This is a genomic window from Mesorhizobium sp. M0293 (genome assembly GCF_040321735.1).
Taxonomy (GTDB): domain Bacteria; phylum Pseudomonadota; class Alphaproteobacteria; order Rhizobiales; family Rhizobiaceae; genus Mesorhizobium.
Genome location: NZ_JAMYSA010000084.1, coordinates 1 through 26478 on the forward strand (window position 1 = coordinate 1; position 26478 = coordinate 26478).

Consider the following 26478-nt stretch of genomic DNA (forward strand, 5'->3'; position numbering starts at 1 on the left):
AACCGCCGCCGCGCCGTGCTGTTGAGTGCCAAGGCGCAGGCGCTTGCCGACAGCGATCCCGCCGCCGCCAGAACCGCGGCGATCGAGGCCAACCGGCTCGCCCCCAACTTCGCGCCCGCCGCCGTTGCCGCCGCCGCCGCGCTGTTCAAGCAGAACGACGTGCGCAAGGGCTCAAAGATCCTCGAGGCAGCGTGGAAGGCCGAGCCGCACCCGGAGGTCGCCGAACTCTACACCCATGCAAGGCCTGGCGATGCGGTGCTCGACCGCCTCAACCGGGCGAAGAAGCTGCAGGAGATGAAGAAGAACCACGCCGAGTCGTCGATGACGGTGGCACGCGCGGCGCTCGACGCGCAGGATTTCTCGACCGCCCGCCGCGAGGCCGAGGCCGCGATCCGGATGGATCGTCGCGAGGGCGCCTATCTGCTGCTCGCCGACATCGAGGAGGCCGAGACCGGCGATCAGGGCAAGGTGCGGCAACTTTTGTCCAGGGCGGTACGGGCGCCGCGCGTTCCGGCCTGGGTCGCCGACGGCGTGGTGTCCGAGCGCTGGGCGCCGGCATCGCCGATCACCGGCCGGCTCGACGCCTTCGAGTGGCGCGCGCCAATGGAGCGTCTCGGCCAGTTGATCGACAGCCATGACGATGCACCAGCCAGCGCGGCGCCGGTCATCGAAGCGCTGGCAAAGCCGACGAGCGAAAAAAGGCCGGTCGAGGTGATCGACGAAACCCGCCCGGCCGAGACGGCGAGCAAGGACGCCGGGAACCACGAGGATCATGTCAGGCCGATCACGGCGGCGGCCTTCGCTGCGGTGCCGACCGATGCCGAGGGCGTCGAGCCGGCCGAGGAGCTTGCACGGCTGCCGGACGATCCCGGCGTCGATCCGGACGAGGAAGCGGAAAAATCGCCGCGCCGGTTTCGGTTGTTTTGAGTTGGGCCGGCCGTCAGGCCGTTGGGGAATGAGCTATGTTTGAACGCGTTCTGTCATTTCTCAGGGATTTGCCGGCCGGCGCCGGCACGCAGTCCAGCATCGACGATCCGCGCGTTGCGGCTTCGGCGCTCCTCTACCATGTGATGAACGCCGATGGCGTGCGTCAGGATGTCGAGTGGGAGCGGTTCAAGGCGGTGCTGGCGCAGAGCTACTCGATTGGCGGCGCAGAACTCGAAGCGCTTGCCGCCGCCGGCGAGCGGGCCGACAATGAGGCGATCGATCTCTATGCCTTCACCAGTGTCTTGAAGCGTCACCTCGATGCCGATGCGCGCAAGGCTTTTATCGGCCTGATGTGGGAGATCGTCTATGCCGATGGCGAGCTGCACGAGCTGGAAGACAATACGGTCTGGCGCGTCGCCGAGCTGATCGGCGTGGAACGCCGCGACCGCGTCGAGGCGCGCCGCAAGGCGGCCGCACTTGCACCTGGCGCCACCGGAACATCGAGCGACGAATAGGATTTTCGCCTTCCCATGCCGCGCCAGACGAGTTCGAAGCCAAAGATCCTGATCGTGCTGCATCAGGAGAATTCGAGCCCCGGACGCGTCGGCCACATGCTGCTGGAAGAAGGTTTCGATCTCGACATCCGCCGTCCACCGCTGGGTGATGCCTTGCCGGACACGCTGGACGGCCACGCCGGCACGGTGGTGTTCGGCGGGCCGATGAGCGCCAATGACGAGGACGAGTTCGTCCGCCGCGAGACCAACTGGCTGGAAATCCCGCTGAGGGAGAACCGGCCATGTCTCGGCATCTGCCTTGGCGCGCAGATGCTGGTCAACCATCTCGGCGGCAAGGTCGAGGGCCACGGCGACGGGCTGGTCGAGATCGGCTGGTATCCGCTGAAGGCGACCGAGGCCGGCAAGCAACTGATGCACTGGCCGGAGATGGTCTATCAGTTCCACCGCGAGGGCTTTTCGCTGCCCAGGGACGCGACGCTGCTGGCCACGGCCGAGACCTATCCCAACCAAGCCTTCCGCTATGGCGACAATGCCTGGGGCATCCAGTTCCATGGCGAGTTGACCAGGGCGATGATGCAGCGCTGGGTGGTGCGCGGCGCGCATCGCTTCGAACTGCCGGGCGCGCAGCCCGGCCGTGATCATCTCGGCGGCCGGCTGATCTGGGACATGCATCTCAAGCGCTGGCTGGACGAGTTCCTGCGGGGGATTTTCGGCAAGCCGAGCAATAGCTAAGGTTCGAGCACCGGCCGCAGGAAGCTGCGCTCATAGCTGAGAATGCTGCGATTGCGTTTTTCCATTTCAAACACTTCCTGGCATTCCGGGTCGGCAGCCATCCGTTTGCGATAGTCCTCGTAGTCGGCAAGGCTCGGGAAACTGAACATCGCATAAGCGATATTGTTGGCCCCCTCGCTTGGAAGGAAATAGCCGTGATGGTTTCCGCCGAGGTGGTTGACCAGACCTATCCAGCGACGGCCATAATCTTCAAACTCGGCAAGCTTGTAGGGGTCAATGATATATTTCAAGTAGCAAGTGACCATGAGAACTCCTGTGGCATGGGCGAGGCATGTCGGCTGTCAACCGGAAGAGGATCAGTTTCGTCCGTTGAGGTGGCGGACCTTGCGCAGTTGCGGAAACAGCACCATCCACAATCCGGCGACCGCGATCGCGCCGACGCCGCCGACCACGACGGCCGGCACCGTGCCGATCAACGCCGCCATCGTACCGGCGCGGAATTCGCCGACCTCGTTGGAAGCTCCGACGAAGACCTGGTTGACAGCGTTGACACGGCCGCGCACGTGGTCGGGCGTCCACAGCTGGATCAGGGTTTCCCTGATGTAGACGCTGAACATGTCGGTGGCGCCAAGGAAGGCAAGGGCGACGATCGACAGCCAGGTGATGGTCGACAGGCCGAACAGCACGGTGAAGGCGCCGAATGACGCGGCGGAAGCCAGCATGATCATTCCGGCGTGGTTGCGGAGCGGATGCCCGGCCAGCCAGATAGCGACGCAGATGGCGCCGACGCTTGGCGCCGAGCGCAGCAGGCCGAGCCCCCAAGGACCGAGCTGGAGGATGTCGCGCGCGTAGACCGGCAGCAGCGCCGAGGCGCCGGACAGGAGCACGGCGAACAGATCGAGCGAGATGGCGCCCAGCACGATCTTCTCGCTCCAGATATAGCTAAACCCGCCGAACAGGTGCTCCATCGTCGGCTTTTCCGTCTCGGTGCGCTGCGACGGCTTCGGGATGGTGAAGATCAGCAGCCCGGACACAAGCATCAGGACAGCGGCGGTGCCGTAGGCCACTTCCGGCGACACGCCGTAGAGCAGGCCGCCGGCGACCGGACCGACGATGGTCGCCGTCTGCCAAGCCGACGAATTCCAGGCGATGGCGTTGGCGAAATCCTCAGGCGGCACCAGATTGGCGAACAGCGAGGCCGAGGCCGGGCCGAAGAAGGCGCGGGCGACGCCGAACATGGCGAGCACGACGAAGATCGGCAGTGGCCCGCTGATGCCGCGCAACGTCAGAAGCAGCAGCGTCAGCGCGCAGCCCGCCTCCACCACCACCGCCAGCGCCATGATCAGGCGGCGGCCAAAGCGGTCGGCGACGACGCCGGTGACCAGCACCAGCAACAACGACGGCAGGAACTGGACGATGCCGACCAGGCCCAGATCGAGCGGGTCGCGGGTCAAATCGTACATCTGCCAGCCGACCGCCACGGACACGATCATGGTGGCGAATGTGGTGAGGAAACGCGCCGCCCAATAGCTCAGGAAGGAGCGATGGCGGAACGCGGCGTAGCGCTGGTCAGATGATATCTGTTCGGCTGTCATGGATTTAAGAGGCCCCGTTCGAATGGCATCAGCTGGCGGGGCACTTCCACGTTGGGCGCTGGTCCGGCTGGCGGAACTTTTAGCTCAGTTCGCAGCGGCATGTGCGCCAAAAACGGTTCCGGATCAAGAAAATTTCGGCCTAGTCGATCGGCCGCATAGGAAATTTACTGCCGCAGCGCGACGGAGATAGCGTCGAGGCCACCCTTCAATTCGGCTTCCGTCGGCCAGCCGAAGCCGATGCGGAAGAAGCGCTTCTCCATCTCGAACCAGTGGCCGGGTCCGACATAGGTGCCGTGGTTCTCCAGCAGGTTCACATAGAACCGGTCGAGGTCGAAACCGGGATCGACATTCAGGCGTGGGAAGCCGACGACGCCACCTTCCGGCCGCACCCAGTCGACCAGCGGCTCGCGGTCGATCCAGGCCTGGACGATGTCGCGTCGCTTCGCCATTTCGGGCAGCAGCGTCGCCAGGAAGGCGTCCCGGCGCTCAAGCATGCCGCGCGCAATGCCTTCGTCGATGACGCTGCCGCAAATGCCGATCTGTTCCTTGGCGGCCAGGAACTTTTCCTGAAGCTCCGCATCCCTGGTGATCAGCCAGCCGATGCGGATGCCGGGAATGCCGAAGGCCTTGGACAGCGCCGAGACGCTGATCGCCTTCGGGCTCAGCGATGCCGCCGACGGCAGGCGACGGCCGTAGGAAAGGTCGCGGTAGGTCTCGTCGACCAGCAGATGACAGTTCGTGCTTTCGGCGAGCGCCACCAGCGCATCGAGTTCGGTTCGGCTCATCATCGTGCCGGTCGGGTTGTGCGGGCAGGTGACGCTGATCAGCCTGGTGTTCGGCTGCATCGCCGCCTTGACGCGTTCGACATCGATGGCGAAGCCCTCCTCGAAGGCCAGGTCGACAAAGCTGATGGCGCAGCCGATCGCCCTTGGGGTTTCGATGTTGGTGGCGTAGTTGGGCCTGATGACGACGAGATGGTCGTTCGCCGACAAAAGCGAGGTTGAGATGATGAACAGCGCGCCGGCGGCACCGGCGGTGACCAGGACATCATCTGATGAAATGCCGGCGTCGTGCGCTGCAATCAGCGCGCGCAACGCCTTGTCGCCGCGATGCTCGCCATAGAACAGCGTCAGATCAGGCAGTGACAGGCCGATGTCGGAGAGTTTCTGGTCGGCGATCGAACTTTCGGAGAGATTGTAACGGATGCGGTCGTAGCCGTACTCCTCCGGCGCCTCTTTCTCGATCACCATCCTGGTGTAGTTCATGGCTTCCCCCAGAGACCTTGTCCGATCTATCCAAGCCATGAAAACATGAAGCCTGCCAAGGCAGATTCGCCGGCAGGCTCCAATCGATCTATTGGCTCAGAGCCAAATTTGAGTCTTTGCCTCAGGCTGAAATCTTGGCCTTCCTGCCCTTGGCAGGTGCCTTCACGGGAGCGGCCTTGCGGCCGAGGCCGATCGACTTCGCCAGCAGCGAACGCGAGGCGGCATAGTTGGGGGCGACCATCGGATAGTCCGACGGCAAGCCCCATTTGGCGCGGTAGGCGTCCGGCGTCAGGCCGAAATGCACGCCGAGATGACGCTTCAGCGATTTGAACTTCTTGCCGTCTTCGAGGCAGATGATGAAATCCGGTGTCACCGACTTCTTGGGGTTGACGGCGGGGACCAGGGGGGCAGCCACCGGGGCCACCGGCTTGCCGAGCCCGCTTATCGACGCGCTGACGCTGGCGATGAGGTCGGGCAAGCCGGAGGCGGGCAAGCGGTTCTTCTCGACGTAAGCGGACACGATGTGGGCGGTCAGCTCGAGCAGGTCGATGTCTTTACGGGCGCTGTTGCTATCGTCGGTCACTCTATTTCTCCGTCTAAAGCGAATGACCTGAAAATCGGATTCGATTCCCGGAAAGGATCATGCGCAAAATCAAAATGCTACGGCGTCCTCTGTGCATCCACGGGACGGGTGGCGTTGTTGTGGCGCGGAATTCCTAGTCGGCAAATCTGCGTAGCGCAATGACTTGATGCCGCGGCACACGTTATTTTGAACAACTATATTAAACAATAACAATATCAGACTATCAATGCCTTGTCGCGCCACAAACGAAATCCGCCTTCGAAGGCGCGTGTGTTGTCGCCACGCCTGGAGTCCGCGGGCAATTCATCGAGCTTGTCGACATTGCCGCCGCCAATGACGACATAGTCCGGCTGCATGGCGGCACGCAGCCGGTCGACGACGTCGAAGACATATCTGCGCCATTTCTTCTTGCCGCGCTTTACCAGGCCGCGTTCGCCGACATAATCCTCGAAGCTCTTGCCGTTCTTGTAGGGAAGGTGGGCGAGTTCCATCGGCTGGGCGACGTTGTCGGCAATCATCGCCGCACCCAGGCCGGTGCCGAGCCCGAGGAACAGCATGCGCCCGCCCTCGTAGCTGCCGATGGCCTGCATCAGCGCATCGTTGACCACTTTCACCGGTTTGCCGAACGCACCCGCGAAGTCGAATCCAGCCCAACCCTTGCCAAGATTGGCAGGGTCGGTGAGCGGCCTGTTGTGGTTGACCGGGCCGGGATAGCCCATCGAGATGACGTCATAGGGCAGGCCCTCGGCGAGCTTCTTGACCGCGTCGATCATCTGCTGCGGCGTCAGGTCCGGCCCGGAGTCGACGCGGCGCTCCTCGCCGCCGGCGCTGGTCAGGATCTTGACGTGCGAGCCGCCAATATCGATCGAAAGCACGATCTTTTCAGCTGACTTCTCAGGGCCCGATGCCTGTTGTTTCACCGCCTTGGCCATCGTGTCAGCCTCTCATTTCACCGGATCAATCCAGCCGTTGGGCGGCCCGAAACCGGCCATGACGTCCACGGGCCCCCATGTTCCCGGCTCGTAGAGATGCGGCGGCGTCGTGTCGCCAAGCACCGGGCCGACGATGCGCCAGGCCAGTTCGCTTGCATCCTGGCGGGTGAACAGCTGACCGTTACCGTTCATGGCATCGCCGATCAACCGCTCATAGGGCGGCATGTCGCCCTTGCTGTCGTCGAGCGCCGTCAGTTCGACCTGCTCGCCGATCATGTCGTCGCCCGGCGCCTTGCGCGGGGCGCCGATGGCGATCACCACCTGTGGATCGATGCGGAAGCGGACGTAGTTCTGGTCGGCGGGCTTGATCGGGTCGAAGACGTCGAGCGGCGGCCGCTTCAGCCGCACCACCACTTCGGTGACATGCACCGGCATGTTCTTGCCGGCGCGGATGAAGAACGGCACGTCCTGCCAGCGCCAGGTGTCGACGAAGAAGCGCACCGCCGCGAAGGTCTCGACGGGCGAGTTCGGCGCCACGCCCGGTTCAGTGAGATAGCCGGTGAACTGGCCGCGCACGACATCGTCCCTGGTCAGCGTGCGGATGGCGCGCAGCACCTGCACCTTCTCGTCGATCAGGTCGTCGGCGGAACGGCCGACGGGCGGCTCCATGGCAAGCAGCAACAGGATGTTGAGCAGATGGTTCTCGATGACGTCCCTGATGCAGCCGACATCGTCATAGAAGCGGCCACGACCCTCGACGCCGAAATCCTCGGCCATGGTGATCTGCACGCTCTCGACGAAATTGCGGTTCCAGATCGGCTCGAGGAGGGAATTGGCGAAGCGGAAATAGAGCAGGTTCTGGATCGCTTCCTTGCCGAGATAGTGGTCGATGCGGAAGATCGACTGTTCGTCGAATACCAGGTGCAGAACCCGGTTCAGCCAGCGTGCCGATTGCAGATCGTGGCCGAAAGGCTTTTCCACCATCAGCCGCGCGCCCTGGGCCGTGCCCGATTGCTCCAAGCCCTGGACGACGGTTTCGAACATGGTCGGCGGCACTGCCATGTAATGCAGCGGCCGCTGCGCGGTGCCGAGCGCGCTTTTCAGTTTCTCGAACGTCGCCCCATCGCGGTAGTCGCCGCTGACATAGCGCAGCAGGGAGGCGAATTTGGCAAACGCCTCTTCGTCGATCTTGCCGAGCGCATTGACGATGCCGTCGCGGGCGCGCGCCTGCAATTGCTTGAGGTCCCAGGCGTCGAAGGCGACACCGATCACCGGTTCGGTGAGCGTGCCCTTGGCGACCATCTGGTAAAGCGCTGGAAATATCTTCTTGTGGGCGAGGTCGCCGGTCGCCCCGAAGAGCACCAGCGTATCGGACCGTTCCTGCCTCATGAGCGTCTCCCCTGCCGCCGTCACTTGCCGGCCTTTTCGACATGGCCGCCAAAGGCATAGCGCATGGCGGACAACAGCTTGTCGGCGAATTCGGATTCGCCTTGTGAGGAGAAGCGGTCGAACAGCGCCGAGGACAGCACCGGCGCCGGCACGCCGGTGTCGATCGCCGCCTTCAGCGTCCAGCGGCCTTCGCCGGAATCCGAGACGCGGCCGCCGAAATTCGCCAGGCCCGGATCGCTCTTCAGCGCGCCGGCCGTCAGGTCGAGCAGCCAGGAGCCGATGACGCTGCCATGCCGCCAGACCTCGGCCACCTGGGGAAGATCGATGTCGAACTGGTAGTATTGCGGGTTTTCCAGCGGGCTGGTCTCGGCGTCCGCCGTTCGTTGCCGCTTGCCGGCATTGGCCGACTTCAGGATGTTCATGCCCTCGGCATAGGCGGCCATGACGCCATATTCGATGCCATTGTGCACCATCTTGACGAAGTGGCCGGCGCCGCTCGGTCCGCAATGCAGATAGCCAAAGGGGGCGGTCCCGGCATCCCCGGGCGGATTGGAGCCGGCGTCGGCGCCCGGCGCCAGCGTGGCAAAGACCGAATCGAGGTGTTGCACCGCCACATCGGGACCGCCGATCATCAGGCAATAGCCACGCTCCAGACCCCAGACACCGCCGCTGGTGCCGACATCGACAAGATGGATACCCTTGGTGGCCAGTTTCGCGGCCTGGTCGACGGCGTCGTGATAGTAGGAATTACCGCCGTCGATGACGATGTCGCCCGGCTCCATCAGGGTCGCGACCTGATCGATGATCCTGCCGGTGATGGCTGCCGGCAGCATCAGCCACACACAACGCGGCTTGGCGAGCTTGCCGACGAATTCTTCCATTGATGCCGCCCCTAGCGCGCCGTCGGTCACCAGGGCCGCGACGCTGGCGGGGTTGATGTCGTAGACGACGCATTCGTGGCCGTCGCGCATCAGGCGCCGGACCATGTTGGCGCCCATCCGGCCCAGTCCCATCATTCCGATCTGCATGGTTTCGTCCCTGTTTGCTGAAAGATTTACGGGGTTTATCGAGGAAGGATCACCTGGTTATCCCAGGCGCCTGATGTGACGGAGAAGTCGACATTCTCCCAATCGCCGGTCCCGGGCCAGAAAAAAGTGAAGATCAGCGTGCTTCCCTCGGGGAGGCCGGCGACGGACAGATCGGCAAGATGGATGCCGAACGCGTTCTCCGCCGTTTGGCTGTCATGGGCGGTCGTCCAGTTGTCGGTGCTCCAGTGAATCGTGGCTGGGGCCAGCAGCTCGACGCGCAGCATCTTGCCGGCGGGCATGGTGCGGATCTTGTTGTTGAACCGCCATGTCCTGAACGGCGATACCGTCTTGTCCTCGATGTAGCGCTTGACGCCTTGCGGTGGCATGTCGAAGACCGCGCCGTCGCGCAGCGAGCGCAACAGCTTGATATGCTCCGAATGCGCCCAGACCAGGGGCATGGCGCTGCCCGAGGGGCGGCCATGCAGCAGTTCGCGCTCTGGCATATCAGCGCCGTCCCAGACTTGCTCCGGCAACAGACCGCCCGGTCCGGCCGAGCCTTCCAGTGCTGCCAGCAGGCTGGCCGCCTTGTCCTTGCGCCCTGCCGCCAGCTCGTAGTGGGCGCGCTCGCCGGCCAGCAACGGCCACGGACGGCCCTGGCCGGTACCGTCGAATGGCGCGCCATCTTCGTGCTCGCCATAGCCGTCGCTGGTGTAGCGATACCAGAGCGGGCCTTGCGGCAGGTCGCAGCGCAATTGCGCATCGATAACCCTAGCTGTATCGACGATGCGCGGATCATCGGCCGCCCGCAGGCCGAAACGCACCAGCGCCAGCGCGTCCGGGCTGACGATTTCCTCGTCGGGCCGGTCGCTATCGCCGGGCGGCCGGTTCTTGATCGGAACGTAGCCATCCTTCGGCGAGCCGGCCTCGGCGCCGTCGGGCGGCGCGATGCGGACGTAGTAGCCTTCGACGCCTACCGCCTTGCAGGTCGCCGTGCCGGTGACATAGGTCCAGCGTTCGACCTGGTCGTTCCAGACATCGGCGGTCTCGCGCAGATAGGCCGCCGGCTCAGGCTTGCCGCAGGCGTCGACCAGGTCGGCCGCGGCCAGCAGTGCGGCGATCTCGACGGCGAGCGTGAACGGGCTGTAGCCTGCATCCTCTTCCCAGCGGTCCTCGCCGGTGACCGGTCCGTTGCGCACGACATAGCCGGCGGCGCGCTCGATCATCGGCAGCAAGGCTGCGAGCCTGGCGCGCGGCAAATGGCCCGCGCGATGCAAGGCGTCGGCCAGCAGCAGCGGGAAGGCGCATTCGTCCATCTGGATACCGGGCCAATAGGCCGATCCGTCGAGCCAGGCGTTCTGCGGCCAGTGGCCGTCGGGCTGCTGGATGGAGCTGAGATAGTCGAGGATTTGCAGCGCCGAGGCGGCGTCGCCGGCAGCGAGGAAGCCGCCAGCCGTCTCGACCAGATCGCGCGGCCAGACCAGATGGTAGCCGCCGAGATCGTCGTCGCCCTTGTTGAAGCCCCACGGGATAGACAGGCTGGCGACCGCGCCGCCCGGCATGGCGATCGACCGGTGCGTCGCCAGAACCGCGGTGCTGATGCGGTAGCTGTTGATCCCCGATTCGCCATGACGGTCCAGCGGCAGCAGGCTCTTTTGCCATTTACGCCATTCTTCGACATATGACTTCGCCGCTGGTTCAAAGCCTTGCTTCAAGCTGGCAAGAGCAGTCTCCGCCGCTTCGTCGGGTGTCGCTCCAAACCCCAGAGCCAGCACGGCCTTGGTCTTGGTCTCGGAAAAGCCGATCTCGCCGGTCAGCGCGACATTGCCGTCCTCGGCCCGCTGGCATGCCGGATCGAGCACGCCGGTGTTGTGCAGTTGCTGCCAGCCGTCGGAGACACCGACATAGCCGGCCGAGCCGCTCCGCCAGGGCAACGAGGAGGCCAGCGCCAGGCAGGTGCCACGCCCCGAGGCAAACAGCACGGGCTTGCCTTTGTGCTCGCCGACCCAGGCGGTGTTGCCCATGCCGGCATTGACCAGATGCGGCGCCAGCAGGGCGTAGACACGGTAGTCGCCGGCGGCACCTGTGAGCGGCGTGAAGGTGATTTCTTGCAGCAAAGCGGGCCGCGCCGGATCGGCAAGGATGCGCTTTTCGATCCGGTAGGCGCCGTCGCTCGCGGTGTTGACCAGCCTGTAGGCGGGCACGCCGTCCTCGAACGGTTCGATGATGTGCGCGGCATCGCGCTTCTCTTCCGAGAAATAGCAGCCGGGGCCGGTGACGATCAGGCCAAGGTCGCGCGTGCAGGCGCTGTCGAGGCGCGGATAGTAGATCTCGTTGAGGATGCCGTGGCTGATCGTGAACCAGATCCGGCCGGCCGGCGAAAGCGAAGTTCCGACGCCACTCTTGGCGCTAGACGTCCAACGGGCCGGAATTCCCGGGGCGCCCGGAGCAACGTTATGCGTCACTGGCATTCTGTTTCGGTCTCCTGGCTTCTTCCCTAGACCAGGACGCGAACCCTTTACAATCACTGCACCGCAAGTTGATCGGGCGGGCCAACGGCAGGGCAACGAACTCGGGTTAGCGGGTTCCTTCGGAGCCTTCGCCTGCGCATTGGCTGACGGAGCATCAAACGAAAAACCCGCCTGTGCGGCGGGTCATTGGCGCAAATCAGCACCATGGACGAATATGTACCATAGCTGAGGGCACGGAGTCAAGAAAAAATTCCTATTACCGGCACAAAAGCCGACACCGCCGAACTGTCGTCAGGTCTTTTGTCAACCTGAGTGCGGAGCCCTATGGCCAACCGAGCCGTCGTTGACAGCGGCGGCGGCATGCGTCCACTATTTCCCGGCACGGGAGGATCGTGAAAGCAATGGCGGAAGTGTCCCTGGTCCTGATCGACCGGCTGCTGGCGATATCGCGGGCGCTTGCCGGCCATATCGATCCCGGCACGGCGTTCCGCGCGACAGCCATCGAGATCGGCTCGCTCATTCCGCACGACCATATGGATCTGGCGGTGCTGTCGCATGACGGCCGCCGGCACGCCTGTTATGAAGCCGGCTTCCACACCAGCTGGAGCGAACTTGCCCAACACCCGCTGCCGACCGAAGTCAGCCCGATCCGCTCGGTGCTGTGGGGCGAGGTACCCTATCTGCTCGCCGATGACGCGTTGAGCGACGAGCGCTTCCATTTCGCCACCGCCATCGATGGGCCGATCTTCGCCGCCCGACTGCGCAGCCGCATCGTCGTGCCGCTCAGGGCACGTGGCGGCATTATCGGCGCGCTCAACATCAGCCGGCACGAGGTCGATTGCTACACGCTTGCCGATGTCGCGGTCGCCCAGCAATGCGCGGACCTGATCGCGCCCTATATCTTCGCGCTGATCCAGACCGAGGAGGCGCGCCGCGCCATGCTGGCCGAGAGCGAGGCGCGCAACCGCGTCGAACTGCTGCGGGTCGGTGCCTCGCAGCTGACCGAAGGCATGGAGCGCGAACGCCGGCGCATGGCCATGGACCTGCACGACCAGACGCTCGCCGACCTCGCCCGCATTGCGCGCCAGCTTTCGGCCCTTCGTGGCCAGGGCGTGGCGCGGGCGGCGCAGCTTGCCGATCTCGAGCAGGAGGTCGCCGGCTGCCTGACGGAACTGCGCCACATCGTCGATGACATGCGGCCGAGCGTGCTCGAACTGTTCGGCCTGCGCGACGCCGTCGAGGCGCATCTCAATCGCAGCGTCGCCAGGGCCAAGCCACCGATCGCCGTGCGCATCGCCGACACCAGCGACGGCGCCGCCGACAGCCTGCCCGAGCCTGTCCGCACCGCGCTCTACCGGATCGTGCAGGAAGCCATCAACAATGCCGTTCGCCACGCCGCACCGCACCGCATCGATGTGCTGCTGGCGTCGACCGCGAGCGTGCTGCGGGTGATCGTCACCGATGACGGCCAGGGATGCGGCGTTGTCGATCCGGCGGCTCATGGCGGCATCGGCCATATGCACACGCGGGCCGCCCTTATCGGGGCACGGCTGCGCATCGGCCAGGCCGGACGCAAGAGCGGTGGCACGAAAAGCGGCGGCACGCGTGTCGTCGTCGAGATCGACCGCCAGCCGTCGCGGGAATTGCCGACTGCGGCGGCTGCAACAGCATCCGGCGAGCTCGCCGTGTCGGAGGCCATGTGATGCTTGTGATGATCGCCGAGAATGACGGGCTGCACCGCACCTTCGCGCGGCGCACCGTCGAGCAATTGTGGCCCGGCGACGTCGAGGTGATCGAAGCAAGCGATGGCGAGGACGCCATCAGCCTGGCGGCCGAGCGCGAGCCGCCGCATGTCGTGCTCGACCTGCAGATGCCGAAGGCGACAGGGATCGAGGTCGCTAAGGCGATCTGGAACCGCCGCGCCGGCACGCACATCCTGTTCTGGTCCAATTTCGCCGACGAGGCCTATGTGCGCGGCGTGGCGCGCATCGTGCCGCCCGGCTCGGTCTACGGCTATGTGCTGAAGTCAGCGACGGAGGAGGGCATGCGGTCCGCCTTGCGCGGCGTTTTCCGCGATGGCCATTGCATTATCGACCGCGAGATCCGCGGCATCCAGCACCGCGTGCAGGACAAGTTCGAGGGCATCACCGACGGCGAATATGAAAGCCTGATCGACATCGCGCTCGGCCTGACCGACCGCGCCATCGCCGCACGCCGGGGCCTGTCGATCCGTGGCGCACAAAGCCGCATCAAGCATGTCTACGACAAGCTCGGCATCGTGCCGGCGGAAGACGGCGCCGGCGATGCTTCCGTGTTCAACTCGCGGACGCGGGCGATCTATCTCGCCATGGCGCGCGGCCTGATCAACATCGACGCGCTACGCCGCGAGCAGGACCGGCTCGATGCCTGGCTGACACAGGCGCCGCCGGGCCACTGATTGCAGTTCTTTGCGACTGTGCAAACGCACAGTCGGCCGTGCGCTTTGACCGGTATCGCCACGTCGGCGCCGCAACTACGCTCGATCCCCAACGAGAAGATCATATCGGGGAAGCGCTCATGCCATTCGTCACCATGCGGATACGCACGGCTGGTCGCGCCGCCGGGAGCCGGTGATGTCGGTGTCGGCGCGCGCCCGCCATTCCGGCCTGGACGACGTCGTCGGCGATGCGACGATCGAAACGCTGGCGAGCGGCTTCGGCTTCCTCGAAGGGCCGGTCTGGCACCCCTACGAAAAGTGGCTGGTCTTCTCCGACATTCCGGAAAGCCGTATGTACCGCCGCGGCAGCGCGGGCGAGATCGTGCTGTTCCGCGAACCGAGCCACAAGGCCAATGGCAACACGCTGGACCGCCAGGGGCGGCTGGTCACCTGCGAGCACGCGATGAGCCGTGTGACCCGCGCCGAGCCCAACGGCAGCGTGACCGTGCTTGCCACGCACCATCAGGGCAAACAGCTCAATAGCCCGAACGACATCGTTATCGCCACCGGCGGGTCGGTTTACTTCACCGATCCGGGCTATGGCAGGGTGGAATTCTATGGCGTGCCACGTCCTCAGGAGCTGCCGTTCCAGGGTGTCTACCGCATCGATGGCGACGGCGCACAACTGACGTTGCTGGCCGACGATTTCGTGCAGCCGAACGGACTTTGCTTTTCGCTGGACGAGTCGCGGCTGTTCATCAACGACACCGAACAAGGACACATCAGGGTGTTTGGTGTCGAGGCGAATGGCGACCTGAACGGCGGAGCCGTCTGGGCCGTGACCGAGGGCGAGGGGCCGGGCGCGCCGGACGGCATGAAGATCGACAGCCGCGGAAATCTTTACTGCACCGGCCCCGGCGGCATCCATGTCTTTGATGCGTCGGGCGCCATTCTTGGCGTCATCCGGACGCCCGAAGATTGCGCGAATTTCACGTTCGGCGACGACGACCTACAAAGCCTCTACATAACCGCGTCGACGTCATTGTACCGGCTCCGGGTACGGGTGCCGGGATTGAGACTGTTTTGAGTGCGCGACAATCCGTGCTCAAATCAGAGTTGGGAGTGAGGCCGGGGTCAAAGCCGGCGGGAATTGCAGCAGTCAACACATCTGGGAGGATTACGACATGAAGAAACTGTTCGTTCTGGGCGCTCTGGCCGCAATGCTCGCCTCGGGCACGGCGCTGGCCGATACCAGTGGCAAGAAGATCGCCTTTTCCAACAACTATGCCGGCAATTCGTGGCGGCAGGCGATGCTCGACAGCTATGGCATCGTCACCAAGAAGGCGGTCGCCGACAAGATCGTCGGCGCGGCCGATATCTTCACCACCGCCGACAAGGAAGTGCCGACGCAGGCGGCGCAGGTGCAGAACCTGATCCTGCAGGGCTATGACGCGATCGTCATCAACGCCGCCTCGCCGGATGCGCTCAACGGCGCCATCAAGCAGGCCTGCGATGCCGGTATTGTCGTTGTCTCTTTCGACGGCACCGTAACCGAACCTTGCGCCTATCGCGTCGTCGTGGACTTCAAGGACATGGGCAAGCAGGAAGTCGAGCAGATGGCCAAGTTCCAGCCCAAGGGTGGGAACCTGCTGGAAATCCGTGGCCTTGCCGGTACCTCGATCGACGATGCCATTCATGCCGGCATCCTCGAAGGCGTTGCCGCCCATCCCGAGTTCAAGATCGTCGGTTCGGTGACCGGCGACTGGGACCAGACGACGGCGCAGAAGGCGGTGGCGACCATCCTGCCGTCGCTGCCCGAGGTCGTCGGCATCGTCGACCAGGGCGGTGACGGCTATGGCGCGGCACAGGCCTTCGCCGCCGCCGGCAAGCCGCGCCCGACCATCATCATGGGCAACCGCCAGGACGAGTTGCAGTGGTGGAAGGAACAGAAGGACAAGGACGGCTACCAGACCTGGTCGGCATCGATCGCGCCCGGCGTGTCGTCGCTCGCCTTCTGGGTGGCGCAGCAGGTGCTCGACGGCCGCACGGACATTCCGCACGATCTGCTGGTGCCGTATCTGGCCTTCACCCAAGACGATTTCGAGGCCGAGTTGCCGAAGATCCCCAAGGGTGGCGTTGCCAGCCACGAATACACGCAGGAAGATGCAATCGCGGCCATCAAAGCCAACATCAAGTGAGCATCACGGCAGCGTTGCCGTCCGTATCGCCGAACGGATATCGTTGAGCATGCCTGAAGGGAACGCTGACATCATCAGACTGAACGGCGCCGAAAAGCATTTCGGCGCCGTTCGCGCACTGGGCGGCGTCGATTTTCACGTCGGGCCCGGCGAATGCGTCGGTCTCGTCGGCCACAATGGCGCCGGCAAATCGACGCTGATGCACATGGTGGCGGGCACGCTGGTGCCCGACAGCGGGCAGATCGGCGTGCATGGCGGCACTGAGGACAACTACTCGGTGTCGCGGGCGCAGCAGCTCGGCATACGCTGCGTGTTTCAGGAATTATCGCTGTGTCCCAATCTCAGCGTTGCCGAGAACACGCGTATCAACCACGCGTCGCTGCGCGGGCTCGGCTGGCGGCGCAAGGCGGCCGAGCTGATCGCCGCCAAGCTCGACGAGATCTTTCCGGGCCACAGCATCTCGCCCTCGGATATTGTCGGCGACCTGTCGATCGGCCGGCGCCAGATGGTGGAGGTGGCGCGCGCGTTCACGGTGACCCAGGATCGTCTCGACCTTGTCATCCTCGACGAGCCGACATCGTCGCTAGACGCGCATACGGCCGGACAGTTGCTGGCCTTCGTGCGCCGCTTCGTCGCCGGCGGCAAAAGCTGCATCCTGATCTCGCATGTCCTGGGCGAGGTGCTGCGCAACGCCGACCGCATCGTGGTGATGCGTGACGGCAAGGTGGTTGTCGCAGACGCCGCGAGTGTCTTCGACCGCGACCGGCTGGTGACGGCGATGGGCGGTGCGGAAGCGCGCCAGAAGATCGCCGCCGAAATCGCTGCCGCCAAGCCCGGGGCCAGTCCGCTGCGGGTCCGGGCGCGGCCGGCCGCGCAGACGGACCGCCCCGACCTTGTCGCTTGCGCCGGCGAGATCATCGGCCTTGCCGGGCTGGCAGGCCACGGCCAGACCGACCTGCTGCTGGCGATCTTCGCCGCGGCATCGCGCGCCCGGGCCGGCATCGAGGTGACCGCGCCGGTGGCGCTGGTGGCCGGCGACCGCCAGGCGGACGGCATTTTTCCGCAATGGTCGATCACTGAGAACATCGGCATCCGCTCGCTTACGCGCCTGCGCAAAGGGCTGCTGATCTCGCCGCAGCGCGAGGCCGAGCTTGCAGCATTTTGGCAGAAGAAAATCGGCATCCGTACGCCTGATATGAACAACAACATCTTTTCGCTGTCGGGCGGCAACCAGCAGAAAGCGCTGTTTGCCCGCGCCTTCGGCTCCGATGCACAGATCGTGCTGATGGACGATCCGATGCGCGGCGTCGACATCGGCACCAAGCTGGAGGTCTACGACCTCGTGCGCGAGGAAGCAGGCCGCGGCCGCACCTTCCTCTGGTACACCACGGAAACCGAAGAACTCGACAATTGCGACCACGTCTATGTCTTCAAGAACGGCCGCATCGTCGCCAATCTGCGCCGCGACGAGTTGACCGAAGAGAAGATCATCCAATCCTCGTTCGGCGATGCGGCCTGAGATGACCGCCGCCAGCCTCGAAACCGCTGCCAAGACTTCCGCCGAGCGTGGTGCGCTGGCCCGCGCACGCCTGCTGCGCGGGCTGCTGCCGGCACTGTCGCTGGTGCTGGTGCTGCTTGCCATCGCCTGGCTCAACCCGCGCGCCATCAGCTATTTCGGCTTCAGCCTGATGCTCAATTTGGCCATCCCGATCGCGCTGGCGACGATCGCGCAGATGTTCGTCATATCAGGCAACGAGCTCGACCTGTCGATCGGCACCTTCGTCGGCTTTGTCGGATGTGTCACCGCGACCTGGCTGAAGGATGCGCCGCTCATCGGCGTCGTGATCCTGCTCGGATCGATCGGCGTCTACGCGCTGCTCGGCGCGCTGATTCATCTGCGCAATTTGCCGTCGATCGTGGTGACGCTCGGCATGAGTTTCGTATGGCAGGGGCTCGCCATTCTCGTGCTGCCCAAACCCGGCGGCAAGGCACCGGACTGGCTGCTTGGGCTGATGGCATTCAAGCCGCCTTTCGTGCCGTTCCCGATCATTGCCGCGCTGCTGATCGGTTTCATCGTCCATTTCGGCCTGATGCGCACCTCCTATGGCGTGATCCTGCGCGGCTCGGGCGGCAATCCGGCGGCGCTCGGGCGCGCAGGCTGGTCGCTGCTCAAGACCAAGATCGTGCTGTTTTCGCTGGCCGGCCTGTTCGGCGTGCTGTCGGGCATGGCGCTGATCGGCATCACCACTTCGGCCGATGCCAATATCGGCAATGGCTATACGCTGCTGGCGATCGCTGGTGTCATCCTCGGCGGCGGTGAATTCGTCGGCGGCCGGGTGTCGCCGATCGGCGCGGTGATCGGTGCGCTGACGCTGGCGCTGGCCGCCTCGCCGCTGCTCACCTTCATGCACATTCCGCCCGACTGGCAGGTGGCCGCCAACGGCGCGATCCTCATTATCGTGCTGGCGGCGCGGGTGCTGATCAGCCGCAAGGAGAGGTGAGCGATGACCTCGGTGAAATCGCTGCTGACCAAACCCTGGATCTGGTCATTTCTCGGCGCGCTTTTGGTGTGGCTGGCGACGATCGTCTTCACCGGCGGTTATGGCGCCGGCGGAATGGTGACCGCCGCGCTGTCGCTGGCGGTGTTCACGGTCATCGTCGGTGTCGGCCAGATGTTCGTCATCACGCTTGGCCCTGGCAATGTCGATCTGTCGCTGCCGGCCAATATCGGCCTTGCCAGCGCCGTCGCCATGAAGGTGATGGACGGCAACGACGCCATGATCGCAGTCGGCCTTCTGGCGGCGCTGGCCTGCGGGGCTGCGATCGGCGTCGCCAACTATTTGCTGATCTGGGCGCTGCGCATCCCGCCGATCATCGCCACGCTGTCGGCCAGTTTCATCATCCAGTCGATCGACATCAGCTATGGGCGCGGCTTGCAGATCAAGCCGCCGCCGGGCTTCGCCGATTTCGCCAACTGGCAGGTGCTGGGCATTCCGGTGCTGGCGATCCTCACCGTGCTGTTCACCGTCGGGGCTGCCATCGCGCTGCAACGTATGATCTATGGCCGCTCGGTGCTGGCGATCGGCCAGAACATCCGCGCCGCGTGGCTGGCCGGCGTCAATGTCGGCCGCATCCGCTTCCTCACCTATACGCTGTCGGGAGCGCTCGGCGGCATCGATGGCGCGCTGCTCGCCGGCTATTTCCGCGGCGCCAATGTCGATATCGGCAATGAGTATCTGCTGGCATCGATCGCCGTCGTCGTCATCGGCGGCACGTCGGTCGCCGGCGGCAAGGCCAACGTGCCCGGGGTGTGGGGCGCGGCGCTGTTCCTGGTGCTTTTGCTGACCATGCTCAACACCTTTGGCGTCAGTGCTGGTGTGCGATTGCTGCTGACGGGGCTGATCATCGTTGGGGTGATTACGGCCGCGGGCGGGCAGAAGGCGCTGCGGTAGCGGGAGCAAGACGCCGACGCTGGCGGGACAGCACCCCCCTCTGGCCTGCCGGCCATCTCCCCCGCAAGGAGGGAGATCGGCAGTTGTCGTGGCCTTCGCCAATCTGCAACGTTGCAAAGTGAGCGAGGCGCAGAAGCTGTCAATCTCCCCCCTTGCGGGGGAGATGCCCGGCAGGGCAGAGGGGGGTGTGAAGGATCGCTACTTCGGAGATCATGACGGCCAGGCATCTCGACCGGCAATCATTATGCCAGCCAGGCAACCGGTTCCCATCCGCGTCGTGACGCTGTAAATCACGACCATTGCTGGGAGGTTTGTGTGTCCGATTTCCTCAAGGTCAGTCGTGATGGCGATGTCGCCATCGTCACCATCGACAATCCGCCGGTCAACGCGCTGAGCTTTCATGTCCGCGAGCCGCTGATGCAGGCGCTGGTTGGCTTGCGGGATGACGCTTCGGTTGCCGCCATCGTCATTGCTTGCGCCGGCCGGACCTTTGTTGCCGGGGCCGACATCACTGAATTCGGCAAGCCGATGCAGCAACCCGAACTGCGCGCCATCGTGGCTGTGCTGGAAGCCATCGCCAAGCCGACGATCGCGGCCATTCATGGCACCGCGCTTGGCGGCGGGCTGGAGCTGGCACTCGGCTGTCACTTCCGCGTCGCCGATGCGGGCGCCAAGCTCGGCTTGCCCGAGGTGAAGCTTGGCCTCTTGCCGGGCGGCGGCGGCACGGCGCGGCTACCGCGCCTGGTAGGCGCTATGAAGGCTTTTAAGATGATCGTTTCAGGCGCGCCGATCGGCGCGGCCGAGGCGCATGGAGCGGGCCTCGTCGATGCCGTCTTCAAAGGCGATCTGACCACGCATGCCGTGAATTTCGCCAGGGAAATAGCCCGCAAGGGTGGTCCCTTCACCCCGGTGCGCGATCGCGATGACGGGCTCAAGGAGACCGACCTCGCGGCTCTCGACGCCGAGGCCGCGGATCTTGCCAGGAAGGCGCGCGGCCTCGAGGCGTCGGTCGCCTGCGCGCTGTCGGTGCGCAATGCCGTCACGCTGCCCTTCGACGCGGCGCTGGCGGCGGAGCGTGCGCTTTTCGTGTAACTGGTCGGCAGCCATCAGTCCCGGGAGCATCGCCCTCGTTTCTTCGCCGAACGCGAGGCGGCAAAGATTTCGGCCAAGGACATCGTCAAGCGCAGGATTGCCCGCGTCGGCGTCATCGGCGCCGGCACGATGGGCGGCGGCATCGCCATGGCCTTCGCCAATGGCGGCTATCCCGTGACCTTGATGGAAACAAGCCAGGAAGCGTTGCAGCGCGGTTTCGGCACGATCGAGAAGAACTATGCCGTTTCCGTCACGCGCGGTTCGTTGAGCGAAGATGCCACGCGCCAGCGGCTCGCCCAGTTCAAGGGCTCCACCGACTATGCCGATCTCGCCGATTGCGACCTGATTGTCGAGGCGGTGTTCGAGGACATGGCGGTCAAGAAGGAAGTCTTCGGCAAGCTCGAAGCGGTGGCGAAGCCCGGTGCGATCCTCGCTACCAACACATCCTATCTCGACGTTAACGAAATCGCCGCCTCGACCTCGCGCCCGCAGGATGTGGTCGGCCTGCACTTCTTCTCGCCGGCCAATGTCATGAAGCTGCTGGAGATCGTGCGGGCGCAGAGGACCGCGCCCGACGCGCTGGCAACCGTCGTCGACTTGGCGCGGCGGATCGGCAAGGTGGCCGTCGTCGTCGGTGTGTGCCATGGCTTCGTCGGCAATCGCATGCTGGCGGCGCGTGGTTCGGAATCCGAAGCGCTTCTTTTGGAAGGCGCTACGCCACGTCAGATCGACCAGGTGTTCACCGATTTCGGCTGGTCGATGGGGCCGTTCCAGATGGGCGATCTGGCCGGCCTCGACATCGGCTGGCGCAACCGCAAGGCGCACGGGCAGACGGCCGTCATCGCCGACACACTGTGCGAGCAGGGACGGTTCGGCCAGAAGACCGGCAAGGGGTTTTATCTCTATGAGAACGGTTCGCGCACACCGGTTCCGGACCCGCAAGTCGAGGCGCTGATCCGCGCCAAGGCGGACGAAAAGGGCATCGCTCCGCGCGCGATCAGTGCAGAAGAAATCATCGAGCGCACGCTCTATCCCCTGATCAATGAGGGCGCGAAGATCCTGGAAGAAGGGATCGCGGCCCGCGCGTCCGACATCGATGTCGTCTGGGTCAATGGCTACGGCTTTCCCATCGGCAAGGGCGGCCCGATGTTCTGGGCCGGTCTCGAAGGGGCGGGCAAGATTATCAAGCGGCTCGAGTACTGGCATCAGCGCACCGGCAAGGACATTTTCAAGCCGGCGCCACTGCTCAAGACAATGGCCGAGACGGGTTCCTGGGAAGCCGGCGCAACAGCCTGATCGAGCGGTGGTTCAAGGCCGGAGGAATTACCGGATCCGCGCGTCGATGATCTCGACGAAGCGGGCGAAGAGGCCGGCCTGCGACTTGATCTTGAGCTTGCGATAGATGTTACGGCGATGGACTTTCACGGTTCCCGGCACGATGCGCATGGCCCGGGCGATCGACTCGGTGGAGTGCCCCTGCAGCACCAGGTCGACGACATGCTTTTCGCGCGGCGTCAGCGACAGGCTCTGCCAGATATGAGCACGGTCGAATTCGTTGACCGGCGCTATCGTCTCGTCCTGCTTCACTGCTGCCGGCTCGTCGGCCGGAAGAGCTGGCCAACGCAACCTGATGAAGCTGATCACCGCCGGTGCCATGTCGCGCAACAACCTGGCATCGGCGGTGCCGAAAGGACCCGAAGCGCGCAGCCGCATCAGCGACAGCACCAGCGCATCCTTGCCCGGCAGCGGCACGAAGAAGCCGACCTCTTCGGCCAGCCTGGTCTGGCTGTAGTAGGAGCGAAAATATTCGCTGGCGTAGAAGCGGTCCGGCGCCAGCTCACGCATGCGCCAGAAACCTTCCTTGCGCTCGACCGCTGCGTGATGGAACGGGTCGAGCAGATACGGCCCTTCCTGGTAGAGCGCGACGAAGACGTGGCTTTCGGTGGGCGAGAACGTCTCGAACAGCAGCGGCGGGCGCGAGGCGCCGCGATAGCCGAAGATCACGCAGTGGTCGAAGCTGACATGCTGCCGCAGCCAATCGACCAGCGCCTTGCCGAACAGGTCGCCGCTCGTCTCCCGCGTCGCCGCGATAAGCGTGGCGAGCTGGCTGTATTCGTCGCTGCGGGACAATCCATACCCCCTTAAACAAGAAAATAGATCAGATATACCACCAGCGAGGTATATACCAGCCGCCATTGGCTCTGGTAGCGTTCTGATATCGCCCTGGGGAGTCCGCAGCCTTGACCGCAGTGCCCGACATCGAGTTTCGCGGCGTCACCAAGCGCTATGGCAGCGTGACGGCCGTGAGCGGCATCGATCTCGCTGTCCCGCCATCCGCTTTCGTCGCCCTGCTCGGGCCGTCCGGCTGTGGCAAGACGACCTGCCTGCGCATGATCGGCGGTTTCGAACAGCCGAGCGAAGGCAAGGTGTTCATTCGCGGCCAGGACATGGCCGGCACGCCGCCCTACCGGCGCCCAGTCAACATGGTGTTCCAGCAATACGCGCTGTTTCCGCATCTCGATGTCGAGGACAATGTCGCCTACGGGCTGCGCCAGTCCAGGCCGCGGCTGTCGTCGCGCGAGGTCACCTCAAGAGCAGGCGAAGCGCTCGAAATGGTGCGGCTCGCCGGCTACGGCCGCCGCAAGATCCACGAACTGTCCGGTGGCCAGCAGCAGCGTGTCGCGCTGGCGCGCGCGCTGGTCAACAAGCCGGCGGTGCTGCTGCTCGACGAGCCGCTGGCGGCGCTCGACAAGAAGCTGCGCACCGACATGCAGATCGAGTTGCAGAACCTGCAGCGCGAGATCGGCATCACCTTTGTGCTGGTCACCCACGACCAGGAGGAAGCGCTGTCGATGAGCGATTTCGTCTGCGTGATGAATGGCGGCCGCATCGTCCAGCTCGGACAGCCGAGCGAGATCTATGACGAACCGGCCGACCTGTTCGTCGCCGATTTCGTCGGCAAGACCAATCTCTTGAGCGGCACCGTCGCCGGGCATATGGGCGATCTGGTGGAGGTGGCGCTTGCCGACGGCACCGTGATTGCGGCGCGCAAGCGCACCGCCTTACAGCAAGGCGAGGCCGTGTCGGTCAGCCTGCGTCCTGAATCGCTCAGTCTCGGCACTTCCGAAAGCAGCCGCTTCAAAGGCATCGTCCGCAACCGGATCTTCCTGGGCTCGACGGCGGAATACGCGATCGAGGTCCAGGGCATCGGAACGCTGCTGGCCAAGGCCGATCATCTGATCGGCCACGGCAATCTCTTCAAGCCGGGTGAACCCGTCGCCATCGGCTTTGCCTCCGGAACGCCGCTGGCGTTTCCGGAAACCAAAAACAACGGGACCAACCAGAGGGTAGATAAACATGTCGAAATCATATCGTGATGGACTGCCGATAAGCCCTGAGAATTTTGTCGACCAGCTCATGCGCCTGAAGCGCGGCTCGATCGGCCGCCGCGACTTCCTTGGCCTCACCGGCCTTGGCATTGCGACGGCGGTGATGGCGCGCGAGATCGGCATCATGCCGACGCCAGCCTTTGCCGCGGAAAGTCTTGGCGATCGCATGTCGATCGCCACCTGGCCGAATTATCATGACCCGGCGACATTCGAAAATTTCAAGAAGGACACCGGCGTTGCCGTCGAGGTCAACGTGTTCGGCTCCAATGAGGAGATGCTGGCCAAGCTGCAGGCCGGCGCCTCGGGCTGGAGCCTTTTCGTGCCGACCAACTACACGATTTCCACCTACAAGAAGCTCGGCATCATCGAGCCGCTGGAGATGGCGAAGCTGCCGAATTTCGACGGCTCGCAGGAGGATCCGCGCTTCACTGGGGAAGGCACGATCGACGGGGTGGCCTACGCCGTGCCGAAGAACTGGGGCACCACCGGCTTTGCCGTCAACACCAAGAAGCTGACCAAGCCGATGACGAGCTGGAAGGAGTTCTGGGACACCGCCATGGCGGAGGGCGACAGCCGCACCATGGTGCATGACTACCAGTTGACCACGATCGGCAATGCGCTGAAATATTACGGCTATTCGTTCAACTCGCTCAAATCAGACGAACTCGCCAAGGCGGAGGAACTGCTGCTGAAGGTCAAGCCGCATCTGTTCGCGGTTTCGTCAGACTATCAGCCGGGAATGCGCGCGGGCGATGCCTGGATGACCATGTGCTGGACGAACGACGGCGCGCAGCTGCATCGCGACATTCCCGAGATCGCCTATGTTCTGGGCAAGGAAGGCGGCGAGATCTGGACCGATTTCTACGCCATTCCAAAGGATGCGCCGAACAAGCCGGCCGGCTATGCCCTGCTCAACTATCTGATGAACCCGCAGGTCGCGGTGAAGGAGCACCTGGCCAATGGCGCGCCGTCGACCGATGCGCGGGTCAACAAGCTGCTGCCGAAGGAGGTGCTCGACAATCCGATCCTCTATCCGGCGGCGGACTTGTTGACGCCGCTGGAATTCGGCGCGGCGGCGACGCTGACCGATCCCGGCCGCGCCGAACTGATGGCGCGCTTCAAGTCGGCCTAAGCCAAGCCGCCTCAAATTCGACTCAGATAACTTGACCGGCGGGTTCATGCCCGCCGGCACCGGGGCAATCCTTCCATGCACGGCAGCCGTCTTCGCAAGAATCTTCTGACCGCCATGCTGCTCGGTCCGGCGACCGCGTGGCTGGTGGTGTTCCTGGTGCTGCCGTTCATCGCCATCGCCGTGTTCAGCGTTGGCGAGCGGGCACCGGAAGGCGGCTATCAGGCCGCCTTTACGCTGGCACAATATGCCAATCTTCCGGCGCGGGCGACCGCGTTCTGGAACACGATGCTGCTGGCGCCGGTGGGGGCGCTTGCCTGTCTGTTCGTCGCCTATCCGGTCGCCTATTACCTTGCCTTGCAGGCGCCGCAGCGCTGGCGACTGATCCTGCTAGCACTGGTCGTTATCCCGTTCTGGACCAGCCTTCTGATGCGGACCTATGCCTGGATGTATGTGCTGGGCGGGCGCGGCATCCCGGCATTGCTTGCTTATATCGGGTTCGAGGATGTCAGGCTGATCAATACGCCGGGCGCGGTGCTGCTCGGCATCGTCTATGGCTATCTGCCGCTGATGATCTTGCCGATCTATGTCAGCCTCGAGCGGCTCGACCGCAGGCTGTTGGAAGCTTCCGCAGACCTCGGCGCAACGCCGCTCTCGACCTTCCTCGGCGTGACATTGAAACTGTCGCTGCCGGGCGTGATGACCGGCTTCTCGCTGGTGATGATCCTGCTGCTCGGCGAATATCTGATCCCGACGCTGCTCGGCGGCGGCAAGGTGTTCTTCATCGGCAACGCGCTGGTCGATCTGTTCCTGCAGTCGCGCAACTGGCCGTTCGGATCGGCCATCGCCATCACGCTGGTGCTGGTCTCGGTGGTGGTGCTGATTGCCGCCAACCGCATCTCGACCCGCGTTTCGGGCGCGCGTCGGGTGGATCTGATCTGATGCGCGCCTTCGTCATTGCCGTCTTCGCCTTCCTCTATTTGCCGATCGCGCTGGTTGTGTTGTTTTCCTTCAATGCTGGCCATCATGCCAGCGAGTTCACCGGCTTTTCGGTGCAATGGTACGGCAAGGCGCTGGACAACCCGTTCCTGGTCGAAGCGCTGAAGAACAGCCTGTTCATCGCGACCACCAGCGCTTCGCTGGCGGCGTTGTGCGGCACTGCGGCCGCACTCGGCCTGGCGCGCGTCAGCGTCCGAACCCGCGCTATCTTCGATGCCCTGCTGGGTGCCGCGATCGTCGTTCCGGGGGTCGTCATCGGCATTTCGACGCTGGTCGCGCTCGTCCAGCTGTTCACGGTCGTCAACCCGTTCCTCGCCTCGATCTGGCCCGACGACCAACCGCCGCGCCTGGCGCTCGGTTACGGTTCGA

At 64.4% G+C, this 26478-nt stretch carries 22 protein-coding genes and 2 pseudogenes; 15 read left to right on the forward strand and 9 right to left on the reverse strand.

All coding sequences use genetic code 11. The annotated features are described in order from the left end of the window. The 3 genes and pseudogenes from NKJ06_RS25495 to NKJ06_RS25505 form a co-directional block, all read left to right on the forward strand. Positions 1-927: pseudogene (locus NKJ06_RS25495) on the forward strand (heme biosynthesis protein HemY); the annotation flags it as partial. 35 nt (positions 928-962) lie between these two features. Continuing rightward, positions 963-1442: a tellurite resistance TerB family protein gene (locus NKJ06_RS25500; RefSeq protein WP_352630874.1), complete on the forward strand. Its 480-nt coding sequence runs from the start codon at positions 963-965 to the stop codon at positions 1440-1442. 15 nt (positions 1443-1457) lie between these two features. Further along, on the forward strand, positions 1458-2174 hold the full coding sequence (locus tag NKJ06_RS25505; protein ID WP_352630876.1) for a glutamine amidotransferase: 717 nt from the start codon (positions 1458-1460) through the stop codon (positions 2172-2174). Here the strand turns inward: NKJ06_RS25505 and NKJ06_RS25510 are convergent. The 8 genes from NKJ06_RS25510 to NKJ06_RS25545 all read right to left on the reverse strand — a co-directional run bounded on the left by NKJ06_RS25510 (position 2171) and on the right by NKJ06_RS25545 (position 11434). Beyond that, positions 2171-2479 (reverse strand): NIPSNAP family protein, encoded by a 309-nt coding sequence (locus tag NKJ06_RS25510; protein WP_352630890.1) that lies wholly within the window; start codon positions 2477-2479, stop codon positions 2171-2173. The genes NKJ06_RS25505 and NKJ06_RS25510 overlap by 4 nt on opposite strands. Before the next feature lie 51 nt (positions 2480-2530). Continuing rightward, positions 2531-3769: an MFS transporter gene (locus NKJ06_RS25515; RefSeq protein WP_352630895.1), complete on the reverse strand. Its 1239-nt coding sequence runs from the start codon at positions 3767-3769 to the stop codon at positions 2531-2533. Positions 3770-3933: 164 nt separating this feature from the next. Beyond that, complete coding sequence (locus tag NKJ06_RS25520) at positions 3934-5034, reverse strand: aminotransferase class I/II-fold pyridoxal phosphate-dependent enzyme (RefSeq protein ID WP_352811032.1); 1101 nt, start codon at positions 5032-5034, stop codon at positions 3934-3936. Positions 5035-5155: 121 nt separating this feature from the next. After that, positions 5156-5617, reverse strand: a complete 462-nt coding sequence (locus tag NKJ06_RS25525) for a Ros/MucR family transcriptional regulator (protein WP_352630898.1) — start codon at positions 5615-5617, stop codon at positions 5156-5158. Between the two features lie 215 nt (positions 5618-5832). Continuing rightward, the gene (locus NKJ06_RS25530; RefSeq protein WP_352630900.1) at positions 5833-6549 is read right to left on the reverse strand and encodes an ROK family protein; all 717 of its coding nucleotides are present in this window, start codon (positions 6547-6549) and stop codon (positions 5833-5835) included. 12 nt (positions 6550-6561) lie between these two features. Further along, positions 6562-7938 (reverse strand): glucose-6-phosphate dehydrogenase, encoded by a 1377-nt coding sequence (zwf, locus tag NKJ06_RS25535; protein WP_352811034.1) that lies wholly within the window; start codon positions 7936-7938, stop codon positions 6562-6564. Between the two features lie 20 nt (positions 7939-7958). Then, positions 7959-8966: a phosphogluconate dehydrogenase (NAD(+)-dependent, decarboxylating) gene (gene gnd, locus NKJ06_RS25540; RefSeq protein ID WP_352630903.1), complete on the reverse strand. Its 1008-nt coding sequence runs from the start codon at positions 8964-8966 to the stop codon at positions 7959-7961. Between the two features lie 35 nt (positions 8967-9001). Next, complete coding sequence (locus tag NKJ06_RS25545) at positions 9002-11434, reverse strand: glucan 1,4-alpha-glucosidase (RefSeq protein WP_352630905.1); 2433 nt, start codon at positions 11432-11434, stop codon at positions 9002-9004. Between the two features lie 401 nt (positions 11435-11835). Here NKJ06_RS25545 and NKJ06_RS25550 point away from each other — a divergent pair, with 401 nt between their 5' ends. The 8 genes and pseudogenes from NKJ06_RS25550 to NKJ06_RS25585 all read left to right on the forward strand — a co-directional run bounded on the left by NKJ06_RS25550 (position 11836) and on the right by NKJ06_RS25585 (position 21888). Then, positions 11836-13137: a sensor histidine kinase gene (locus tag NKJ06_RS25550; protein ID WP_352630907.1), complete on the forward strand. Its 1302-nt coding sequence runs from the start codon at positions 11836-11838 to the stop codon at positions 13135-13137. Continuing rightward, a complete protein-coding gene (locus NKJ06_RS25555; protein ID WP_352630909.1) occupies positions 13137-13871 on the forward strand; it encodes a response regulator in 735 nt (244 codons plus the stop codon). Before NKJ06_RS25550 ends, NKJ06_RS25555 begins: the two co-directional genes overlap by 1 nt. Positions 13872-14046: 175 nt before the next feature. Beyond that, on the forward strand, positions 14047-14937 hold the full coding sequence (locus tag NKJ06_RS25560) for an SMP-30/gluconolactonase/LRE family protein (RefSeq protein ID WP_352630910.1): 891 nt from the start codon (positions 14047-14049) through the stop codon (positions 14935-14937). Between the two features lie 97 nt (positions 14938-15034). Continuing rightward, entirely contained in the window at positions 15035-16048 is a 1014-nt protein-coding gene (locus NKJ06_RS25565; protein ID WP_352630912.1) for an ABC transporter substrate-binding protein, read from the forward strand. A gap of 49 nt (positions 16049-16097) precedes the next feature. Beyond that, positions 16098-17567 carry a sugar ABC transporter ATP-binding protein gene (locus tag NKJ06_RS25570; RefSeq protein ID WP_352811038.1) on the forward strand — a complete coding sequence of 490 codons (1470 nt, stop codon included), beginning with the start codon at positions 16098-16100 and terminating at the stop codon, positions 17565-17567. A 1-nt stretch (position 17568) separates the two neighbouring features. Continuing rightward, positions 17569-18549 (forward strand): ABC transporter permease, encoded by a 981-nt coding sequence (locus NKJ06_RS25575; RefSeq protein ID WP_352630915.1) that lies wholly within the window; start codon positions 17569-17571, stop codon positions 18547-18549. Between the two features lie 3 nt (positions 18550-18552). After that, positions 18553-19500: an ABC transporter permease gene (locus NKJ06_RS25580; protein WP_352630917.1), complete on the forward strand. Its 948-nt coding sequence runs from the start codon at positions 18553-18555 to the stop codon at positions 19498-19500. Between the two features lie 315 nt (positions 19501-19815). Next, positions 19816-21888: pseudogene (locus NKJ06_RS25585) on the forward strand (3-hydroxyacyl-CoA dehydrogenase NAD-binding domain-containing protein). 27 nt (positions 21889-21915) lie between these two features. On the opposite strand, the gene NKJ06_RS25590 reads toward NKJ06_RS25585, so the two are convergent. Then, positions 21916-22722: a helix-turn-helix transcriptional regulator gene (locus tag NKJ06_RS25590; protein WP_352630923.1), complete on the reverse strand. Its 807-nt coding sequence runs from the start codon at positions 22720-22722 to the stop codon at positions 21916-21918. Between the two features lie 110 nt (positions 22723-22832). On the opposite strand from NKJ06_RS25590, the gene NKJ06_RS25595 reads away from it, so the two are divergent. From NKJ06_RS25595 to NKJ06_RS25610, 4 genes are all read left to right on the forward strand, one after another. Next, positions 22833-23969 (forward strand): ABC transporter ATP-binding protein, encoded by a 1137-nt coding sequence (locus NKJ06_RS25595; RefSeq protein WP_352630926.1) that lies wholly within the window; start codon positions 22833-22835, stop codon positions 23967-23969. After that, positions 23950-25113 (forward strand): ABC transporter substrate-binding protein, encoded by a 1164-nt coding sequence (locus NKJ06_RS25600; RefSeq protein ID WP_352630928.1) that lies wholly within the window; start codon positions 23950-23952, stop codon positions 25111-25113. Before NKJ06_RS25595 ends, NKJ06_RS25600 begins: the two co-directional genes overlap by 20 nt. A gap of 75 nt (positions 25114-25188) precedes the next feature. Then, positions 25189-26052, forward strand: coding sequence for an ABC transporter permease (locus NKJ06_RS25605; RefSeq protein WP_352811041.1), 864 nt, complete (start codon positions 25189-25191; stop codon positions 26050-26052). Next, positions 26052-26478: ABC transporter permease (locus NKJ06_RS25610; protein ID WP_502905652.1), on the forward strand; the 427-nt coding region annotated here is incomplete at its 3' end. The genes NKJ06_RS25605 and NKJ06_RS25610, both read left to right, overlap by 1 nt.

What these genes read in the sequence shown, in the direction of transcription:
- NKJ06_RS25500 (WP_352630874.1), top strand. Translation starts at nt 963, where the DNA reads ATGTTTGAACGCGTTCTGTCATTTCTCAGGGATTTGCCGGCCGGCGCC.
- NKJ06_RS25505 (WP_352630876.1), top strand. Translation starts at nt 1,458, where the DNA reads ATGCCGCGCCAGACGAGTTCGAAGCCAAAGATCCTGATCGTGCTGCAT.
- NKJ06_RS25510 (WP_352630890.1), bottom strand. Translation starts at nt 2,479, where the DNA reads ATGGTCACTTGCTACTTGAAATATATCATTGACCCCTACAAGCTTGCC.
- NKJ06_RS25515 (WP_352630895.1), bottom strand. Translation starts at nt 3,769, where the DNA reads ATGACAGCCGAACAGATATCATCTGACCAGCGCTACGCCGCGTTCCGC.
- NKJ06_RS25520 (WP_352811032.1), bottom strand. Translation starts at nt 5,034, where the DNA reads ATGAACTACACCAGGATGGTGATCGAGAAAGAGGCGCCGGAGGAGTAC.
- NKJ06_RS25530 (WP_352630900.1), bottom strand. Translation starts at nt 6,549, where the DNA reads ATGGCCAAGGCGGTGAAACAACAGGCATCGGGCCCTGAGAAGTCAGCT.
- zwf (WP_352811034.1), bottom strand. Translation starts at nt 7,938, where the DNA reads ATGAGGCAGGAACGGTCCGATACGCTGGTGCTCTTCGGGGCGACCGGC.
- gnd (WP_352630903.1), bottom strand. Translation starts at nt 8,966, where the DNA reads ATGCAGATCGGAATGATGGGACTGGGCCGGATGGGCGCCAACATGGTC.
- NKJ06_RS25545 (WP_352630905.1), bottom strand. Translation starts at nt 11,434, where the DNA reads ATGCCAGTGACGCATAACGTTGCTCCGGGCGCCCCGGGAATTCCGGCC.
- NKJ06_RS25550 (WP_352630907.1), top strand. Translation starts at nt 11,836, where the DNA reads ATGGCGGAAGTGTCCCTGGTCCTGATCGACCGGCTGCTGGCGATATCG.
- NKJ06_RS25555 (WP_352630909.1), top strand. Translation starts at nt 13,137, where the DNA reads ATGCTTGTGATGATCGCCGAGAATGACGGGCTGCACCGCACCTTCGCG.
- NKJ06_RS25560 (WP_352630910.1), top strand. Translation starts at nt 14,047, where the DNA reads ATGTCGGTGTCGGCGCGCGCCCGCCATTCCGGCCTGGACGACGTCGTC.
- NKJ06_RS25565 (WP_352630912.1), top strand. Translation starts at nt 15,035, where the DNA reads ATGAAGAAACTGTTCGTTCTGGGCGCTCTGGCCGCAATGCTCGCCTCG.
- NKJ06_RS25570 (WP_352811038.1), top strand. Translation starts at nt 16,098, where the DNA reads ATGCCTGAAGGGAACGCTGACATCATCAGACTGAACGGCGCCGAAAAG.
- NKJ06_RS25575 (WP_352630915.1), top strand. Translation starts at nt 17,569, where the DNA reads ATGACCGCCGCCAGCCTCGAAACCGCTGCCAAGACTTCCGCCGAGCGT.
- NKJ06_RS25580 (WP_352630917.1), top strand. Translation starts at nt 18,553, where the DNA reads ATGACCTCGGTGAAATCGCTGCTGACCAAACCCTGGATCTGGTCATTT.
- NKJ06_RS25600 (WP_352630928.1), top strand. Translation starts at nt 23,950, where the DNA reads ATGTCGAAATCATATCGTGATGGACTGCCGATAAGCCCTGAGAATTTT.
- NKJ06_RS25605 (WP_352811041.1), top strand. Translation starts at nt 25,189, where the DNA reads ATGCACGGCAGCCGTCTTCGCAAGAATCTTCTGACCGCCATGCTGCTC.